Here is a 17,897-nt window from a genome sequence, read left to right on the forward strand (position 1 = left end):
CCTATGTCCGAAGGCTCCAGACTCAGCCACCTCTCCTATGTGGTCCTGGGTGTCATCGCGGTGCGCGGACCCACCACCTCGTATCAGCTCAAGCAGTACGTCGCCGAATCCATCGCTTACCTGTGGCCACTGCAGCACGCCACGCTGTACCGCGAACCGCGCAGACTGGAGGACTGCGGGCTGTTGCAGTCCGAGACCGAGGACGGCGGCCGACGTCGCCAGTTCTTCACCATCACCCCCGAAGGCCTTGATTGCCTGCGGAATTGGCTGCGCGATCCCGGGACCGCACAGGCCGCCGAGCTCCATGACGAGGCACTGCTGAAACTCCATTTCGGTGAGCTTGTCGATCCGGCCAGTATGCGGGAGCTGGCCGAAAACCAGATCGTGGAACGAAAGGCCCGCTTGGCCCGCTTCACCGATCTGCAGCACCGCTATCAGGATCGGCCCGGCATCGGCTATCCCATGGCGACATTGCGGGCAGGCCAGATGATCGAAAGGGCATCCATCGCGTTCTGGCGCGAAATCGCCGAGACTGCAGACGATCTCACTCCGCCGCGTCCAGAACGCGCTGAACTTCCTTCCCGCCACCCCGATCGACCCGAGCGAAAGTGACTGTCCCATGGCCCTTCCCGATATCCTGCGTGACAATCTCGCACTGCCCGTCGTCGCGGCCCCGCTGTTCCTCTGCTCCGGACCGGAGCTGGTCATCGCGCAGTGCAGCGCCGGCGTCGTGGGCTCCTTCCCCGCGCTCAACGCTCGTCCGGCCTCGGTGGTGCGCGAATGGCTGGAACAGATCACCACGGCGTTGAATGACCGGCGCCGTGAGCATCCCGACGCGGTGACGGCGCCGTTCGCGGTCAACCAGATCGTGCACAAGTCCAACGCCCGACTCGACGAGGATGTCCAGGCGTGCATCGACTTCAAGGTCCCCATCGTGATCACGTCGCTGGGCGCCCGCGCCGACGTCAACGACGCCATCCACTCCTACGGCGGCATCGTGTTGCACGACGTCATCAACGAGAGGTTCGCCCGCAAAGCCATCGACAAGGGCGCTGACGGCCTGATCGCCGTGGCTGCGGGAGCCGGCGGGCACGCCGGCACCATCTCGCCGTTCGCGCTCGTTCAGGAGATCCGCGCGTGGTTCGACGGGCCGCTGCTGCTCTCCGGTGCCATCGGCCACGGCCGATCGATCCTCGCCGCCCAAGCCGCCGGCGCCGATCTGGCCTACATCGGATCGGCGTTCCTGGCCACGACCGAAGCCCGCACCGAAGACGCATACAAGCAGATGGTCACCACCAGCGGCGCCAGCGACATCGTGTACTCGAACCTCTTCACCGGTGTGCACGGCAACTACCTGCGGGGCTCCATCGAGGCAGCGGGGCTGGATCCGGACAACCTGCCCGAATCCGATTCGTCGACAATGGATTTCGGCTCCGGCGGGAACACCGACGCCAAAGCGTGGAAGGACATCTGGGGCGCCGGACAAGGCATCGGCCCCATCCGAGACGTGGTCTCGACGGCCGAGCTGGTTGCGCGGTTGAGAGAGCAGTACGGGGCTGCTCGGGCCCGGTTGTTCGCCGCGGAGTTGACCTCGGCCGGCGCGTGACGCGTCCGCGCGTAGTATCGCGATGGGCTGTCGCAGGGGCGATTTCGTTCGACCGACGCCCCGATCATGGCGGCCCTTGCGCGGCGGCACCGATGAGCCAGGTGGTCAGACCGGTGCACAGCCCTTCAGCGAACCGGATCTTCGGATCGGGAAATCCCAGATCCCTGATCACGCTACGAACCGGCTCGGTGGGAGTGGAAAACGGATACATGCCGTCAGGAGCGCGGTCGATCCGGCGGGTTGAAGCCGGGATTGACCACCGCCGTGGCGGACGCAGTTCCGATCGGCCCTTTCTCGTCGACGAGAAACGCTGTGCCGGTGGCAATCCCGCCATAGCTATGGTGCGTCAGAGCGGCAAGACCGATGAACGCGCCGGAGGGCAAGCGGCTCAGCGACACCGTGTAGTCGGCATTGATGAAGGGCAGGCCATCCTCGCCGAAGCCCGTGATCGAACTCGCGACATCGCCTGCCATCGCCGCGGACCCGAACGGCGTCTTGTCCAGCGTATCGACGATCGGCAGCAAGTCGTGGAACCACACGAACTTGGGCCCGCTGTGCGCCCACGCCGCGAGCCCGTCGCCGGGTTGGACGTCATCGCGCCCGTAGGTGTACATCAGCATCGGCACGTCGGCGGCGATCGTCGAGGGCATCGCCGGAAGCGGCGGCATGACCACATCGGCAGACCAGCGCGGAGCGGTCGGCTGGCCACCAGAACGCAGATAGAGCAGACTTGCCCGGGCGATCGGTGTGCCGTCCTGGGTCATCACGACGTCGGCCAGCAGTAGCCGGCGCCCGGCCCGGACCACGTCGGTCGTCACCGACACCGGCGTCAGCGCTGCGGGCCGCATCAGGTCGACAGTCAACCGAGCGGGGTGCATACCGGCCGTCTGGTCACTGAGGTCGCGCTCGCCGATTAGGCCGAGCAGCCCCCCGATATAGTTGCCGCTGATGGTATCGCCCCACGGTCCGCGCGCCCACTCGGTGGGCACGAAGACCTCGCGACCGACGTCGTCGGTCTGCAGCGCGAAGAACGCTCGGATGCTCATCGCACCTGACGATAACGCAGACCTACGGCTCGCCGACTACACAGACCGGACACTGGAGTGGACCGCCGCGGGGCAACCCGACGAACGGGCGCTGGCCAAAGCGGCCAGCAAGGAAGAACCGGTGATGCTGTTCCCGTGCTCCTCCGGAGTGGCCACCTGGTGGTAGCTCGTCGGCCCGAAAGTGGCTGGGCTGCAGAGTTTGTCAGTCATGCAGATATCGCATTCGGCCGTCGAGCGGCTGGCTCACAGTGTCGATCGGCGGTTGACCGCGCAGGTGATAGCGATAGAGGACCAGGTAACGATGACCGTGGGCGGATCCGACGTCACCTTCACCCCTGAGCCGCCGATGTGACGGTGGACGTCACTATTCCGGGATGACGTCGCGCCGAAACCGGCGCGCGGCAAGGGCGTAACAGCCGATCGCCACCAGTTGCATGGTCGGCACGAGGATCAGCAGGGCGCGGCCCAGTGATTGCGTGCCCAACACACCAGCCAGCGAATCGCTGACCACGCCGGTCAGGAAAGGTCCGACCGCACCCAGCGTTGCGTTGAAGAACAAGAACACGGCCGATGCTGTCGCGCGATGTTCGGGAAGGACCAAGCGCTGTATCGCCGCGATGGATGGCGCCAGATAAGCAATGCCGATGACATAGGACAGTGCCAGAAGGAGAACGCACCACACGCGGTTCTCGACAACGAATGCCAGCACCGACGCCGGCAACAGTGCCGCGATCAGAATCACGACGATCCAGAGCAACCAGCGCGGGTCACGGGCTGCCAATCCGTCGGCGATCCGGCCGACGATAAACAGTCCCAGAACTCCGAGAAGGCCTGTGAGAAGGCCGTACTCGATACCGACCTCGCCCAGCGACATCCCCCGGGTACGCATGAGGAAAGCGGGCGCAAAGGTCGTCAGCGAGTAGCCCGCCGCAGACACCAGCGCGGTCCCGGCCACCATCGCGAGAAAGCTGCGCTTGCGCAGAAGATGCCACCCGTGCAGCGATGCATTACCGCTGCGCGGTGGCGGAGTCGGCAAGCTCTGGCGGACCCCGACAACCCACAGCACCACCGGGGCCAGAAGTACGCTGATGGCGCCCATGGTCACGAAAGCTCCGCGCCAGCCCATGCTTTCGGCGAGTAGCCCGCCTCCGAGCAGGCTGGCGGCGCTGGCCAGCGGGATCGCCATGGAGGCAACTGCCAGCGGCGCCGATCGTTTGTCCGGGGCGAAGTTGCGCGCCACATAGGCATGCGCTGCCGGTGTGCTGCCCGCCTCGCCGATGGCCACCCCGACACGGGTCAGCGCGAGCTGCAGGCCGGACTGGACCGCACCGCCGAGCATGGTCATCGAACCCCACAGCGTCAGGCAGCCGGCGATCACCGCGCCGAAAGCGCCGCGGTCGGCGACGCGTGCGATCAGGATGCCCACCACGGCGTAGACGATGAGGAACCCGAACCCGTTGATGACACCAATGGCCGTGTCGGACAGCGCGAGGTCCTGCTTGATCGGCTGGGCAAGGACGCCCGGCAGGAATCTATCGACATAGTTGAGGGTGCCGACGAGGGCGAGCACCATAACCGCGGTCCAGGCGCGCGCCGGTGGATGCCCTGCCTCAGTGGGCGGCGCGGTGTCCTGTGGTATCGACATCGTTCTCCTCGGCAATAGCTACCGAGCAGCTTGGCAGACGCCCCACAGCGGCCCATCGGTGGTCCCGCTCAGCTTCATCGGCCGGCTCCCCCGACACCTCCTGCATCACCGGAGCGACCATGGACGCCTCGGCAGGACGCATGTGACGATTGCTGCCGGCATGTCCCCCAAGCACCCTCAACCGTCGACACGACAACGCACACACCGACTACCACCGCGACCGGACCGTCTTCACCGCAGGTGCCTCGCAGCGACCCGGCAGCCTCCCTGCGACGTCATCAATCGCCGCAGTGATCCAGACCGCACGCACTCGCCGCGGCGGCGGCCGCACTCTTGGAGAGATACGGCGCCGAGCATCGCAATGTCGGACGTCGGGAGCCGTGATGCCGTGCCGTGGACGTCAGCTGTCGGTGGCCTGAAACAGCGCCGTGGTGGTTCGGCGCGCAAAGCGCCAGCGGCCATCCGAACCGCGGCTGATCACGTCGTCGTAGTCGGCGATCATCAGCGCTCGCAGCGGCAGCGGCGGAAGACCGTCGGCGGCATGCAATGTCAGCACGCTGACAGCGTGGATCGTGGCGTCGTCGGCGGCGGTGATGTGCACATTGCTGAACAAGTGCCGCGACGTCCGCGCACCACTGCTGCGGCGATGCGCGTACAGCGCTTTGATCGCCGCACGGCCCTGCACCGGATACCCGAACAGGACGTACTCACCGTCGTCGTGGAAAAGCTCCTCCACGCGGTGGCCCTGCTGGTGATCGATACGCCAGGCGAAGTCCACGATCAGCTCCTCGATTGCCGTACGGGTGGCGGGGTCGATCATGGTGGTACCTTTCTTTGCGCTCTCGCGCTCAGATTGCGGTCACGAGGTCGGGCAAAGCAGCCAATGCCAACTCCGCCATCGCGGACACCAGCGACAACGTCTGGTCGAGATCGGCGTTCTCACTGTCGAGCTGGTAGGACACGAACACCCCGTCGAGCAAGATCAACGCGATACGGCCGGCCACCTCGGTAGCAACCACCCGCACGTCACCCGCGAGGGTCTCCAGCACCGGCGCAAGAGCATCGGCTACGACGTGACGAGCACGGGCGCGGATGCGTTCCACCGTTGCCCGGACCCCCTCGTCGTCGCCTTTCTCCAACGCCAACAGCAAGAACAACCGCAAGAAGTCGGGATGGCCGACCAGCACCCGCGCGGTGGTCTCCAGGCGGGTACGCACCGACGCGGCAGGATCGAACGCGACGCTCTCGATGGCGCCGAACGTTGCGTCGGCGGCACCGTCGATGACCGCGTCGAGCAAACCCTGTTTGCTGCCGAAGGCGTGATAGATCGAGCCGGTGTGCACCCCTGCGGCAGTGGCGATCGCCGACATCCCGGTGCCGGCGTAGCCGCGGGTGCAGAACAACGTGGTCGCGGCCTGCAAGATCACCGCGCGCGACGCGGCGCCACGCGCTCGGCGGCCGTCGGCGACCGCTGACCGCCCATCGGCCATCACAATCCCTCCCCCGTCGACCGCTGGCCGTGGCGCTCAATCACGTTGTCCAGCCGGCCGATACCATCGATCTCCACCGAGACCCGCGCACCGTAACGGTTCAAGTCGATGCTGCGGATGGTCGGAAACCGCTCCGGTGCCGCCGGCCGTGCCGCCGTTCCGAAATGCACGATATCGCCGGGTAGCAACGTCATCGACTCCGAAAGATGCGCCAGCACCTCCTGCACCGGAAACGTCAGATTGGCCGTGGAATCCTGCAAAACCAGCTCGTCGTCGAGGTAGCCGCGCACCTCCAACGCGTTGGGATCATCGACATCGTCACGCAATGTGACCCACGGCCCCATCGGGGTGAACGTATCGCTGCCCTTGGATCGGGCGTGATAGGTCAGATACAACGAACGATCGTTGTCACCGCGCCGGATACGCCACGGCTCGTCGACCGGGACGCCCGGTGGCATCACCAGTTCCACACTGTCCTGCGATTTGATACCGGGGGAGGTGAGGTCATTGACGATCGTGTACCCGAACACCGCCGCCAACACCTCCTCGGGGGAGGCCCGCCGCACCCGCGCACCGATCACCGCAGCCAGCTCGGGCTCGGGATGCACCACCCCCCAGTCGGTGCACAGCTCGATCGCCCCGCCGTGACCCACCATCGAGGTCGATGGCGCCAGAAAATACATCGGCGCGGTCATGGGACGCGCCGCCAGATGGTTGAACACCTCGTTGTTCAGCGCCACCCCCACGATCTTGGAAGGCTGCGGCACGGGCGGCAGCCATTCCAGCAGCTCACCATCGCCGACCCGGCACTGCGGTGACGCGGCACGTACGCGCCTCATCAGGTCGCCGCGAGCCGCCTGCTGCAGGTCGATCAAGGTCCCCATCGTGACCGCGTCATCACCCAAGACTGCTCCCACATCGATAAAGGGTTGCCCGTCAACGGCATCGGCGATGACTCGGTCAGCGCCGCTGCGCCGCACGGTGGCCAGTCTCACCCTTCACACACCCCCATTGATCACGATCAACACCACTGCCGCCGAGAGCATCAGCGCGGCTCCCACGAACAAGGCAACGTTCTTGTCCAGCACTCTGCGGCGACCCGCGATGCTGATCAGCACCGGGCGGTACCCGTTCGGGTCGGCGAGCTGTCCACCGTAGGACCGCATCGCGGCCATTGCCACGAAAAACCCCGCCAGCACTACGGCCGCGATCGCCACCGCCACGCCGACCCGGAATCCTCTCGGCCCCAACGGCGCCCACGTCAGCACCACCGTCAACACACCGATCCCGACATGGGTGGCGGCCTGCCACACCACATGAAACCTCGCGTGCCCCACCCAGCGCGGATTGGTCGCGTGCGTTCGGTTCAGGTCAGCCGCCACCGCCACCACCGCGAAGGAGAGCACCGCAAGGGTGACGAGCACCTGAATCGCAGCCACCACGTCCCATCCCCCATCTATTTTATCGATCGATTAACAAAATAATTGCACATGTACGGCCTTGGTGCAAGCGGCTGTCAGTGGGCCGGCGATCCGGGACCAACAAGGGGCGCGGAATCGAGGTGTGACGAGTCGCCGCGGCTTCGCTGACCACGCCGGGTGCACGTAAGTCGTTGTACGGCAGAGGTTTAAGACTTACTCACGTCGGATAACGGCATTCGAGATCTGGCGTTTTGCGATGCCGGGAATGTGGCATCTCGATATCTGCCGGGTCATTCGTCGGCACTACGGCCGGGGCCGGGCGGTACGACGGGACCGAGCTGGCGGATCTGAGGCAACGTGGTCACCAGGTGCGCAGTCGCTCGATCACTGAGGCAAACAAAGCGGTGCGCCACGTCGCCTGGGAATCGGACGAAGTCCCCCGCCGCCAAGTCGACCGGTTCACTGAGCGGACCGGTGCGCAGCCTCCCGGTAACCAGGAACAGGTGATGAAGAGTGCCCGGTGGGTACGGTTCAACCGGTGCGGGCTCGACGCTGCCGCGCTCCAGGCGCAACCGAAGTGTGCGCACGTAACCCGAGCCGTAAATCTCGTCGAGTAGTCGTTCCGACCATTCGGCCCCCCGCTCCACACCGCCTGATCGCGGCGTTGGATATACACGGGGGTGCCCCATTCGGTCAGGAGCCGCCGGGCGGGAAGATCCAGCGCAGCGCCCAGCAGCGCCAGCGTTTCCACCGTCGGGTTGCCGGTGCCCTTCTCGATCTTGGACAAGGTCTGCTTTGCCAGACCGGAACGGCGGGCCAACTCACCCAGCGACATGCCCCGTTCACGGCGAAACCGCCGGACGTTACGGGCGACCAGCTGGTTCTCCCCCGTCGTGCTGTCACTTTTAATAGTCATTACGTCATTATTGACGAACGGCACTAGGTTTTGCATCATGGTGCCGATGGGTACGTCACCCTCACCGACCGTGCCAAAGACGTCATCAAGTCGGGCGGTGAGTGGATCTCTTCGGTGCAGCTCGAGCTGGCGATCGGTTCGCATCCAGGCGTTTTCGAGGCGGCGGTCATCGGCGTACCTGACGAAAAGTGGCAAGAACGCCCCCTCGCAGCGGTCGTGCTCGGCAGCGACACGGAGGTGTCCATCGCCGAGCTGCAGGATTTCCTGCGTGACAAGGTCGCACGCTGGTGGATCCCGGAGCGGTGGGCGTTCATCGACCGGCTTCCCCGCACGTCCACGGGCAAGTACGACAAGAAGTCTCTACGCGAGTGGCATGCGCAGGGGCGGTTGACTCCAATGGATCTCACTGGTCGCTGAACGGATTTCATGCAAGCAGCCGTTCGTCACCTCCAGCGAGCCCGCCGACGGCCGTCGCCGATGCACCCGACCGGGTGAGGGCCGTCGCGTCCAGTTCGACGTGACCACCGACCGGCAGCCGATCAAGATCGCATCGCTCATCGACGAGCTCGACTGTGTGGCCACCGAACGCGGGACCTATCCGACCGTGCTGCGATGCGACAACGGAACCGAATTGGCCTGCAGCGCAATGGTTGACTGAGCAGACAGCCAGGTCGGGTTGCTCATCCGCCGGGCAAGCCCTGATACAGGGTATCCGCACTAGTTCAAGTTGCCCGCGCAGTGGCGCGACGTCACATCGGCATGGTGCCCGAGGCCCTGTACACCGGACGACCGTAAGAAGCTGCTGAATTCGTCTGGCGGACCTGGTATTTAACGATCCGACTAGCCCTCTCACCAACGGTATTTCCGGCGGCTTTCATTAGTGGGCTTCGGCTGCGGCAAATCGGTCGGCGAAGGTGATCACGAACGCATTCAGGGCAGGTTTCACCGCATGGTCCATCGTGCCCTGCCGACACCCGGTCGGGTCCACAGATCGGGTTCACCAAACAGAGGCACCGCTCAACGGGTTGTTGCGGGCCGCCTGCTCGCCGAGTACACAGCCAGTGTGGCAGCTGATGACCGCTCCAAACCCCCACCGGAATGGATCAGCGTCAGACGGGCTCGACCGTGTGGCCACCGAACGTGGGACCTATCCGACCGTGCTGCGATGCGAAACCGGACGCGAATCAGACTGTGGCGCAACGGCCGACTGAGCCGACCGCCAGTTCGGGTTGCACTTCATCCCGACGGGCGAACCCTGACACAACGGCTACGTCGAATCGTTCAACTCCCGCATCCGCGACGAATGCCTCACCATCAACAGCTTCTGGTCGCCGGCCCAAGCCCGCGTCGTCATCAGCGACTGGAAGCACGACTACAACTACCGCCGCCGGCCCCGAGAATGCGGCCGAATTGATGGCGCATGACGAGACGGTGCCGGTGTTCCACCGGCGGTGGACGCGAGATCAGCAATTTCAAGGGTGAGGATTACCGGCTCAGCTGGGAAGGCCGGGCGGGAATCGCCATGGTGGCAATCGCCAATGGCTATCCGATCGTGCCCGTCGGCCACGTCGGCGGGGACGGCATCTGCGTCACCACACGCGACAGCGCGCTCGGTGCGCTGACCCTGGCCACCGGCGCGAAGCTCACAGGACTCGCTGACGTGTTCTTCCAGTTGATGCGCGGGGTGAGGCCGCATTGACATCGGTCAGCGGGGCCAGCACTATGCGCCACATGGTCAATCGGCGCGTGCTGCCGCGGTGATCGCTGCGTCGAGTTCCTCGGCGTTGGCCCACGAGCCGTGGAATGAGAACGGAATCCGCACGGGGAGTTTGATCCGTGCCAACGGCTGGCGGGTGAAGTGCGTGGTCTCGTGGACGAGTATTTCGGAGAGGCCAGCGGCGGGGTCCCACCATATCGAAAGTAGGTAACCATCGTTTTCGGCCGTGGCGCCGCGGCGTTGGACGAAAACCGGTTCACTTGGACTGGTGAGACCGTCCGGTCCTTCGATGACGATGGTTTGCCCGGTGGCGAAGTCGTGGCGGGCCAGGCCGTCGCTCATGGTCTGCGGGGACAGTGCTCGGGTGGTGACGAAATAGCCGTATCGATTGTCTCGACCCGCCCAGGCGTCGTTGATCTTGGGGAATTCGCCGGCTACGCCGGTGAGCATTTCTTGGGTGCACTGACCGGTGATGTTGTCGAGTCGGAATCGCCAGGCCATGGCCGGGGGGAACCACGAGTGTGAAATCACCGCGTCGTCGGGGTGTTCGGCGGGGTTGCCCAGTCGGGAGATGACGTGAAGGTCGACGGTTATTCCGGTCTGCGTTTCGTATGCATTGAAGAAGTGTGTCGGGGCGAGCATCAGCCCCGTGTCATACCACCGCAGGTGGTGGGTTCGCCGGTCCAGGACGGCGAACCGACTGCCGGTCGGTACTGCTCCTTCGTCCCAAAGCACGCCGGGACGGCCCTGTTGGATTCGGTCGCGGCGGAACTGGGCTGGTGAGATCAAGAAAATGGCGTGGTGTTCGCTGGTGACGTAGTCGTGGACCATCGCCGGGCAACCCATGTCGAAGGTGTACGCGTCGACGATCTTGGCCGTTTTGACGTCGGCTTGGTACCACGTCAGGTTGTTGCCGACGGCCGCGAAGAACAGCATGTCGCCGGTGTGAGGGTCGATTTTGTAGTGTGCGGTGCACAGCACGTCGATGCCACCGCTGAAGTCGAACTCGCCGTACGTCTGCAGGTTCTCCGGGTTCAGCGAATAGGGAAGGCCGCCTTCGTAATAGACGAGTAGGTGGTCGGCGAAGAGTCCGACATTGGTGTTGGCCACATTCTTGGCAGGTGGAGCTCCGGCAGGCAGTGGCTTGTGTATGGAAGACCCGTTGACGAAGCCGCTGTAGATGGCTTCGCCGGCTTCCACTTCGATCTTCATGGTCTCGGTCATCACCCACCGCATCCGCAACGATGCCTTGCCGTCGCGGATGTAGCAGCCGGCTACTCCGCCGTCGCCCTCCCACCAGTGGTAGCGGTCGAGGTCCAGGGGGCGGAATCGGGGGTTGGCCACGACGCGGAACAGTGCCCCGGCCAAGTCGTCGGGCAGCTTGCCGACCACTGGTAGGTCGAATGCCTCGGTTTCCTCGTGCCACGGTGCAAACGGGCCGTTGAGGAACATGTTGGTGGTGTTCCAGTCGACGTCGGCGGCATGGCGTTGGGCGCCCTGCGGACGCGGGACGACCTGGGTCGGAAGTGTGTTTTGCGGAGTGATCATCGTTGCATTCCTCGCTCTTCGTCCTGTCGCTTGGCTAGCTGCCGTGGCGATGGGTTCGTGCATCCATGCAAACGAGTGTGTCTAGCGCGGCAGGCAACTTCTGCTGTTGGGACGATGAAGATCGCGGCGGAATTTGTCGTCGGACGACAGGCGCCGGGCCTGTCATTCAGCAAGTTCCGGGTATTGGTTGGCGAGCATCAGCGCCACGACGAGCGCGGTGCGCTTTCCCATGGGATACGGGTCGAGCGACTGCTGTGCCTGGCGCACCCGGTAGGCAACGGTGGTGGCAGCGATGTGTAGTTGCTGGGCTGCCGCATTACGGCTCCCCTGGTTTTCCAGATAGGCCAGCAGCGTTTCGCGCATCAGCTGCATCCGCGGCGAGCGGCCCAACAGGCCAGCCAGGGTATGGCGGACGAAACGGCGGCAGGCGTCGTGATCGGCTGCCATCAAGGCGAGGACACCGTGCTGGTCGTAGGTCCACACCCGGGCTTGCGTGCTGCTGCGCACCGCATCGGCGATCCACCTGGCCTCCACGACAGCGTCTCGAAGGCCTGCCACGCCAACGGCACTGACGCCGAACGCCACGGCGATATCGGCCGGGGCGGCGATGTGAGCGAGCTGAGCGGTTTGTGGTGCCGAAGGGCTCGACCACACCACCTCGGTCGAACCATCCGCAAGCGGCATCACCAAAGTAGTTGCAGCACAGAGCTGTTCGCGTACTCCTTCGCTCCAGGCCGGGATATCGGCGGTCCACCCACGGCCGATCGAGGTACCCACCGGCCACAGCACCGCTGCCAAATGGTGGTCGCCGAGCCGGATGCCGAGTTCGGCCTCGGTGCCAGCACTTGGCTGTCCGGTCTCGACCAGGCCGTCGATGTGATGGCGGACGGTCGCCGAGCGATGCCTGCCCCAGGCAGCGCTCTCCTGCTCGAACACGACACTTAGGTCGCCGACCATCGTGGTCACCGTCTCCAGCAGCCCCGAGGTCACTCGCTTGACCTCATGGGCCAGCTGTTCTGCGGGAACGGCATTGGTCATCGCGTCGACCAGCTGCTCCTGCACGCCGGTGTGCGACTGCCAGATCACCCGTAAGACGGTGTCCAATGTCATGCCTTGCCGCGCCGACCACCGCACGTGGTCGTGCGCTTCCATGGGTGTGGCGAATGCCTGCCCCGTCACCAGCCCGGTGAGCAGTGCCAATACCGACGCCTCGACCGCAGCCGATGCGTACCCGCCCGAGGACAGGTTGGCGTCTGGCAACGCGGCACGAACCTTGTCATGCACCCGAGCAGCCAGTTCGATACCCCATGCCGTCAGCGGTTCACCCAACAGCGGCACCGCCGCCGCCGCGGCTTGCGTCGCATGGGAGCTCTGCACACCGCAGACGTCGGCGTGCAGAGCCCGGATCCAGTCACCATGGCCGTCCGCCTCGCGGGTCACCCCACAACGATAAGTTGCCGACCTGATCACGTGTGTGACGCGAGTCTCAAGTAGTAACTTCTTGGTATGCAGACCATGCGCACGCAACCGCGCGCGTTCACGACTGCCGGTCTGCCTGATCAGCAGCGGATAGAACTGTGGGAAAGCCACAACGCCACCGCCCTCATCGGCCTGCGTTGTAAGAGTTTGCGCGCGGAAGTGCTTGAGGCGACTGAGATCAACCTTCAGTTGGAACGAGTGCACCTGGCGAGGGTCCGCGGCACCTCACACGTGGTGGAGCGCGACGAGACGCTGGTCCGGGCGCGCCCGACGGAGTCAGTGGCGTTGTTCTTCAATTTGGTGGGTGAGGCATTCTTCTACCACGAGGACGGGGTCTGGTCGCTACGGCCGGGGCAGCTGCTGATGTGCGACGCTGACCGGCCCTTCATGCGGGGCTTTTCCCGCGGTCTCGAGGAGCTGGTGCTGAAGATCCCGCGCGAGCTTTTCGCCGAAGTAACGGAGATTCACCAGCTTGCGCGGCCCATCGTCTGTGACTTCAGCGACGACGAGCAGCCGATCGCACACGCTTTGGCGCGATCTGTGGGTGCTGCCGTAGACGTTCACGAGCCGCAACCGATTGCTGAGGAATTGCTGCTCGATCTGATCGCGGCGCTGTGCGCGTCTGGCCGTCACGATCTGCGCCCGGCGCACTTGACGGCCGTGTACACCTATCTCAACGTGCACTATCGGGATTCGGCATTATCCGCGCGGCGGGTTGCCGCCGCCGTTGGGATCAGCACTCGGCATCTCTCGCGTCTGCTCGCCGAGGCGGGAACCACACTGCCCGAGTATGTGCTGAATCGTCGGTTGCAAGCCGCCCGAGCCCTGCTTCAGACGCCCGCGGCCACATCGATGACGGTTGGCGAGGTTGCTCACAGGTGCGGCTTCGTATCAGCTTCTCACTTCTCCAACGCGTTCACGACCCGCTTCGGTGAACGCGCGAGCGACGTCCGACGGCGTGCCAAAGCCACTCGGTCGCTACCACCAGCCTGAGCCACCGCCCGCAGGGTGATGGGCGGTGTCGCCTGGCGAGGACGTTTGCGCAATGGCCATCTGTTCGGTTTCCCGCCGAGTCGAGCCCCAGTTGTCGACAGGTCGCTGTATCCGTGCCCACACTCGATTCCACGCGCCGGTGCCCAACCCGGCCGGGAGAGGGTGACTCCAATGCCGGAGTTCGACGACGGTCAGGCCGCTACGGCGCTGCCCAGCTCGACGATCGTCGAGACCGACGTGGTGATCGTCGGATCAGGGCCTGCCGGGGCGTCGGCGGCGCTGCTTCTCTCGTCACTAGGTATTCGGAACACGATGATCACCAAGTACCGATGGACGGCGAACACTCCACGCGCCCACATCACCAACCAGCGGGCGATGGAGATCTTTCGGGATTTGGGTATCGAGCAGCAGGTGCTGGCCGATGCCACGCCGCACCACCTGGTGGGCGACACGGTGTTCTGCACATCCATTGCCGGCGAGGAGATCGGCCGCATTCACACCTGGGGAACGAGTCCCGAGCGGGAGGCTGACTACCAGTTGGCATCTCCGTGCTTGACGGTCGACATTCCGCAGACCTACCTCGAGCCGATCCTGGTGCGCAACGCCACCGTCCGGGGCACGGAGACGCGCTTCTCTACCGAGTACCTGGGGCACACCCAGGACGCTGACGGCGTCGACGTCGACGTACGCGACCGGCTGACCGGGCTGCGCTACAGCATCCGCGCCAAGTACCTCATCGGCGCCGACGGTGCGCGTTCGAAGGTGGCCGACGACATCGGGCTGCCCTTCGAAGGGGCGATGGACATCGCCGGTTCGATGAACATCACCTTCAAGGCCGATATCAGCGAGCACTGCAACCACCGTCCGTCGGTCCTGTACTGGGTGATCCAGCCGGGGTCGAATGTGGGCGGAATCGGTGCCGGGCTGGTTCGCATGGTGAGGCCTTGGAACGAGTGGTTGGTGGTGTGGGGCTACGACATCGACGACGAGCCTCCGGTGATCGACGATGCGGCGGCCACTGCGATCGTGCGTAACCTGCTCGGAATGCCCGATCTCGATGTGGAGATCACCGGTACTTCGCTGTGGGGCAACAACGAGATGTACGCGACACACCTGCAGTCGGGTCGGGTGTTCTGCGTCGGCGACGCGATACACCGGCATCCGCCGAGCAACGGGCTGGGGTCCAACACGTCGATCCAGGATTCCTACAACCTGGCCTGGAAGCTGGCGGCGGTGCTCCGGGGTCAAGCGAATCCGGTTCTGCTGGAAACCTATTCAGCCGAGCGAGCCCCGGTGGCTGCGCGCATCGTCACTCGTGCCAACAAGTCGAGTCGCGAGTTCGTCCACCTGTTCCACGCGCTGGGTGTCACCGCCGCGGAGACCGAAGAGGAGATGTTGCGGGAGATCGAGGAACGCAAGGAGAACACTCCGGCGGGCGCGGCCAAACGCGCGGCGCTGCTGAAGGCGATGGAGCTCAAGCATTACGAGTTCAATGCTCACGGCGTGGAACTCGGGCAGTTCTACGAATCCTCGGCGGTCGTGTCCGACGGCACGCCGCGCCCGCTGCCTTCGCGCGATCCAGACCTCTACTACGAGGCCTCCACGGTGCCAGGGTCCCACCTTCCGCACGCATGGGTGGGCGACAACCGTCGCCGCCTGGCGATGATGGACCTCGCTCCCTACTCCGGCTTCACCCTCATCACCGGTATCGCCGGGGAAGCCTGGGAAGCCGCGGCAGCGTCAGCGGCGCACGAGCTCGACGTTCCACTGACATGCGTGATCATCGGGCCGGGACGCGCTGTCACCGACCTCTACTACGACTGGGCGAAGCTGCGCGAGGTCGAGGAGAGCGGAGCACTGCTGGTGCGACCGGACAAGTACATCGCCTGGCGAAGCCGATGCCTTCCCGACGATCCCGAGGCAAGCCTTCGGGCCGCGTTGGCCGGTGTCCTCGGACGCGCGCCGGTATGACGATGCGCTTCGTGCACGAAACCTTGGCGCAGCGTGTGCATTTCGCCACCGGTGCTGCCGCCGACGCCGTCGCCGACGAGGTCGACCGCCTCGGCGGTCGACGGGTGATGGTGATCGCCGCGCCAGCCGAGGCGGCGCTCGCCCGCGCGGTGACCACGGGATTACCCGTGACCCTGGTGCACGACGAGGTGGCCATGCACGTACCGCTATCGGTGGCCGAGCGCGCCCGTGCGGCTGCGAGCGACCACTCCGTCGATGTCGTAATCAGTGTGGGCGGCGGATCGACCACCGGCTTGGCGAAAGCGGTCGCACTGACATCGGGATTGCCGGTGATCGCCGTCCCGACGACCTACGCCGGATCCGAAGCGACCGACGTCTGGGGTCTCACCGACGATGGTCACAAGCTCACTGGCAGTGACGCACGGGTGCTTCCGCGTGCCGTCGTGTACGACGCCTGCCTGACGCTCACTCTGCCGGTCGACCTCAGCGTGGCATCCGGACTCAACGGCTTGGCGCACTGCGTGGATGCCCTCTGGGCGCCACGAGCCGACCCGATCAACGCCGCGCTGGCCACCGAAGGCATCAAAACACTGGCCCAGGGTCTGGCCCTGGTCATCGACGACCCCACCGGACTCGATGGCCGTGAACGGTCTCTCTGCGGCGCCCACCTCGCCGCGGTTGCTTTCGCCTCGGCCGGCTCGGGGCTACACCACAAGATCTGCCACGTGCTGGGCGGACGATACAACCTCCCCCATGCGGCGACCCACGCTATTGTGCTGCCACACGTGGTCGCCCTCAACGCACCCGCCGCGCCGCAGGCGGCCGAGCGGATCGCAGAGGCACTCGGCTCGGCGACCGCGCTAGGCGGACTGCAGGCTCTTCGAGCCCGGCTGCACGCCCCTCGTGCCTTGCGCGATCACGGTTTCCTGGAGCAACAGATCGACGATGCGATCGAGGCGATACTGCCCGTCGTACCAGACAGCAACCCAGCCGAGGTCACGGCCCTTGACCTCCAACGGCTGCTACACAACGCCTGGGAAGGAGCCGATCCCGAATGACCACACCCGACCTGCCAGATACCCCATCCGGCAAGACCATCTCGGCCGAGCAACGGGCCAGGGAGGACGCGTTGCTCGAACGCGTACTCGATTCCTTCGCCGGCACCACAGACCCCCGCTTGAAGCAGCTTCTGCAGGCGCTCGTGCGGCACGCGCACGCGTTCGTCCGTGAAGTCCGACTCACCGAGGACGAGTGGAAGCACGGCATCGACTTCCTGACCGCCGTCGGCCACATCACCGACGAGCGCCGGCAAGAGTTCATTCTGCTCTCCGACACCCTCGGCCTATCCATGCAGACCATCGCGATCAACAACGAGGCCCGCGCCGACGCCACCGAAGCCACCGTGGTCGGTCCGTTCTTCGTCGACGGCGCCCCCGAGATCGAACTCGGAGGCGACATCGCCGCGGGCGCCCAAGGGCAGCCATGCTGGGTCGAAGGTACGGTCAGCGACATCTCGGGTAAGCCCATTCCCGGTGCTCGAATCGACGTGTGGGAGGCCGACGACGACGGCTTCTACGACGTTCAGTACAGCGACGGCCGCACGGCTGCGCGAGGCCACATGTTCAGCGATCGGGACGGCGGCTACCGCTTCTGGGCCGTCACCCCGACGCCTTACCCCATCCCGCACGACGGACCGGTGGGCAGGATGCTGACGGCAGCCGGCCGCTCACCGATGCGGGCCTCGCACCTGCACTTCATGGTCAGCGCACCCAAAATGCGCACGCTGATCACGCACATCTTCGTCCGTGGCGACGACCTCCTGGATCGCGACAGTGTGTTCGGGGTCAAGGAGTCGCTGATCAAGGAATTCAGCGAACAGCCGCCGGGAGCGCCGACTCCAGACGGCCGGGACCTCGGAGGTGGGGCGTGGTCACGCACCCGCTTCGACATCGTCCTCGCCCCAGCCACCGACCCGGGCCGGGCCAGAGTTCTCCAGCAGTAGATCCCGGGTGATCTCCGACGACGCGGGACCGCCACCATAACGGGATTCAGGGGATGCGTTCGA

Annotated in this window: 17 protein-coding genes and 3 pseudogenes; 11 read left to right on the plus strand and 9 right to left on the minus strand. The window is 65.3% G+C overall.

What is annotated here, in order from left to right; genetic code table 11:
* The first annotated feature begins 3 nt into the window (after positions 1–3).
* Together SBI67_RS14065 and SBI67_RS14070 are read left to right on the plus strand one after the other, a co-directional pair.
* Positions 4–612, plus strand: coding sequence for a PadR family transcriptional regulator (locus SBI67_RS14065; protein ID WP_318981130.1), 609 nt, complete (start codon positions 4–6; stop codon positions 610–612).
* 7 nt (positions 613–619) lie between these two features.
* Positions 620–1,606: an NAD(P)H-dependent flavin oxidoreductase gene (locus SBI67_RS14070; RefSeq protein WP_318981131.1), complete on the plus strand. Its 987-nt coding sequence runs from the start codon at positions 620–622 to the stop codon at positions 1,604–1,606.
* A gap of 215 nt (positions 1,607–1,821) precedes the next feature.
* Here the strand turns inward: SBI67_RS14070 and SBI67_RS14075 are convergent, their stop codons facing one another.
* Positions 1,822–2,652, minus strand: coding sequence for an acyl-CoA thioesterase domain-containing protein (locus tag SBI67_RS14075; protein ID WP_413232473.1), 831 nt, complete (start codon positions 2,650–2,652; stop codon positions 1,822–1,824).
* 19 nt (positions 2,653–2,671) lie between these two features.
* Between SBI67_RS14075 and SBI67_RS14080 the strand changes: the two are divergent.
* Positions 2,672–3,004 (plus strand): annotated as a pseudogene (locus tag SBI67_RS14080) (YaeQ family protein); the annotation flags it as partial.
* Between the two features lie 12 nt (positions 3,005–3,016).
* Here SBI67_RS14080 and SBI67_RS14085 read toward each other — a convergent pair.
* The 6 genes from SBI67_RS14085 to SBI67_RS14110 form a co-directional block, all read right to left on the minus strand.
* Positions 3,017–4,297 carry a spinster family MFS transporter gene (locus SBI67_RS14085; RefSeq protein ID WP_318981133.1) on the minus strand — a complete coding sequence of 427 codons (1,281 nt, stop codon included), beginning with the start codon at positions 4,295–4,297 and terminating at the stop codon, positions 3,017–3,019.
* 400 nt (positions 4,298–4,697) lie between these two features.
* Positions 4,698–5,117 (minus strand): nuclear transport factor 2 family protein, encoded by a 420-nt coding sequence (locus tag SBI67_RS14090; protein ID WP_318981134.1) that lies wholly within the window; start codon positions 5,115–5,117, stop codon positions 4,698–4,700.
* A gap of 28 nt (positions 5,118–5,145) precedes the next feature.
* Positions 5,146–5,787, minus strand: coding sequence for a TetR/AcrR family transcriptional regulator (locus SBI67_RS14095; RefSeq protein WP_318981135.1), 642 nt, complete (start codon positions 5,785–5,787; stop codon positions 5,146–5,148).
* Positions 5,787–6,782 carry a fumarylacetoacetate hydrolase family protein gene (locus SBI67_RS14100; protein WP_318981136.1) on the minus strand — a complete coding sequence of 332 codons (996 nt, stop codon included), beginning with the start codon at positions 6,780–6,782 and terminating at the stop codon, positions 5,787–5,789. The genes SBI67_RS14095 and SBI67_RS14100 overlap by 1 nt, the downstream gene beginning before the upstream one ends.
* A 3-nt stretch (positions 6,783–6,785) precedes the next feature.
* A complete protein-coding gene (locus tag SBI67_RS14105; RefSeq protein ID WP_318981137.1) occupies positions 6,786–7,226 on the minus strand; it encodes a hypothetical protein in 441 nt (146 codons plus the stop codon).
* Positions 7,227–7,569: 343 nt separating this feature from the next.
* Positions 7,570–8,124 carry a helix-turn-helix domain-containing protein gene (locus SBI67_RS14110; protein WP_318981138.1) on the minus strand — a complete coding sequence of 185 codons (555 nt, stop codon included), beginning with the start codon at positions 8,122–8,124 and terminating at the stop codon, positions 7,570–7,572.
* A 48-nt stretch (positions 8,125–8,172) separates the two neighbouring features.
* On the opposite strand from SBI67_RS14110, the pseudogene SBI67_RS14115 reads away from it, so the two are divergent.
* The 4 genes and pseudogenes from SBI67_RS14115 to SBI67_RS14130 all read left to right on the plus strand — a co-directional run.
* Positions 8,173–8,541: pseudogene (locus SBI67_RS14115) on the plus strand (AMP-binding enzyme); the annotation flags it as partial.
* A 100-nt stretch (positions 8,542–8,641) separates the two neighbouring features.
* Positions 8,642–8,782 carry a hypothetical protein gene (locus SBI67_RS29215; protein WP_489685558.1) on the plus strand — a complete coding sequence of 47 codons (141 nt, stop codon included), beginning with the start codon at positions 8,642–8,644 and terminating at the stop codon, positions 8,780–8,782.
* Positions 8,783–9,233: 451 nt separating this feature from the next.
* Positions 9,234–9,548 (plus strand): annotated as a pseudogene (locus SBI67_RS14125) (integrase core domain-containing protein); the annotation flags it as partial.
* Entirely contained in the window at positions 9,545–9,823 is a 279-nt protein-coding gene (locus SBI67_RS14130; protein WP_318981139.1) for a lysophospholipid acyltransferase family protein, read from the plus strand. The pseudogene SBI67_RS14125 and the gene SBI67_RS14130, both read left to right, overlap by 4 nt.
* Positions 9,824–9,859: 36 nt before the next feature.
* On the opposite strand, the gene SBI67_RS14135 is transcribed toward SBI67_RS14130, so the two are convergent.
* On the minus strand, positions 9,860–11,389 hold the full coding sequence (locus tag SBI67_RS14135; protein WP_318981140.1) for a carotenoid oxygenase family protein: 1,530 nt from the start codon (positions 11,387–11,389) through the stop codon (positions 9,860–9,862).
* Positions 11,390–11,551: 162 nt separating this feature from the next.
* Positions 11,552–12,829: a PucR family transcriptional regulator gene (locus SBI67_RS14140; RefSeq protein WP_318981141.1), complete on the minus strand. Its 1,278-nt coding sequence runs from the start codon at positions 12,827–12,829 to the stop codon at positions 11,552–11,554.
* 66 nt (positions 12,830–12,895) lie between these two features.
* Here SBI67_RS14140 and SBI67_RS14145 point away from each other — a divergent pair, with 66 nt between their 5' ends.
* From SBI67_RS14145 to SBI67_RS14160, 4 genes are all read left to right on the plus strand, one after another.
* Entirely contained in the window at positions 12,896–13,861 is a 966-nt protein-coding gene (locus SBI67_RS14145) for a helix-turn-helix transcriptional regulator (protein WP_318981142.1), read from the plus strand.
* Positions 13,862–14,032: 171 nt separating this feature from the next.
* Positions 14,033–15,832, plus strand: a complete 1,800-nt coding sequence (locus tag SBI67_RS14150; RefSeq protein ID WP_318981143.1) for an FAD-dependent oxidoreductase — start codon at positions 14,033–14,035, stop codon at positions 15,830–15,832.
* Entirely contained in the window at positions 15,829–16,890 is a 1,062-nt protein-coding gene (locus tag SBI67_RS14155; protein WP_318981144.1) for a maleylacetate reductase, read from the plus strand. The genes SBI67_RS14150 and SBI67_RS14155 overlap by 4 nt, the downstream gene beginning before the upstream one ends.
* Positions 16,887–17,834, plus strand: coding sequence for a hydroxyquinol 1,2-dioxygenase (locus SBI67_RS14160; protein ID WP_318981145.1), 948 nt, complete (start codon positions 16,887–16,889; stop codon positions 17,832–17,834). Before SBI67_RS14155 ends, SBI67_RS14160 begins: the two co-directional genes overlap by 4 nt.
* The last annotated feature ends 63 nt before the right edge of the window (positions 17,835–17,897 follow it).

This window comes from Mycolicibacterium chengduense (assembly GCF_033741155.1).
GTDB lineage: Bacteria > Actinomycetota > Actinomycetes > Mycobacteriales > Mycobacteriaceae > Mycobacterium.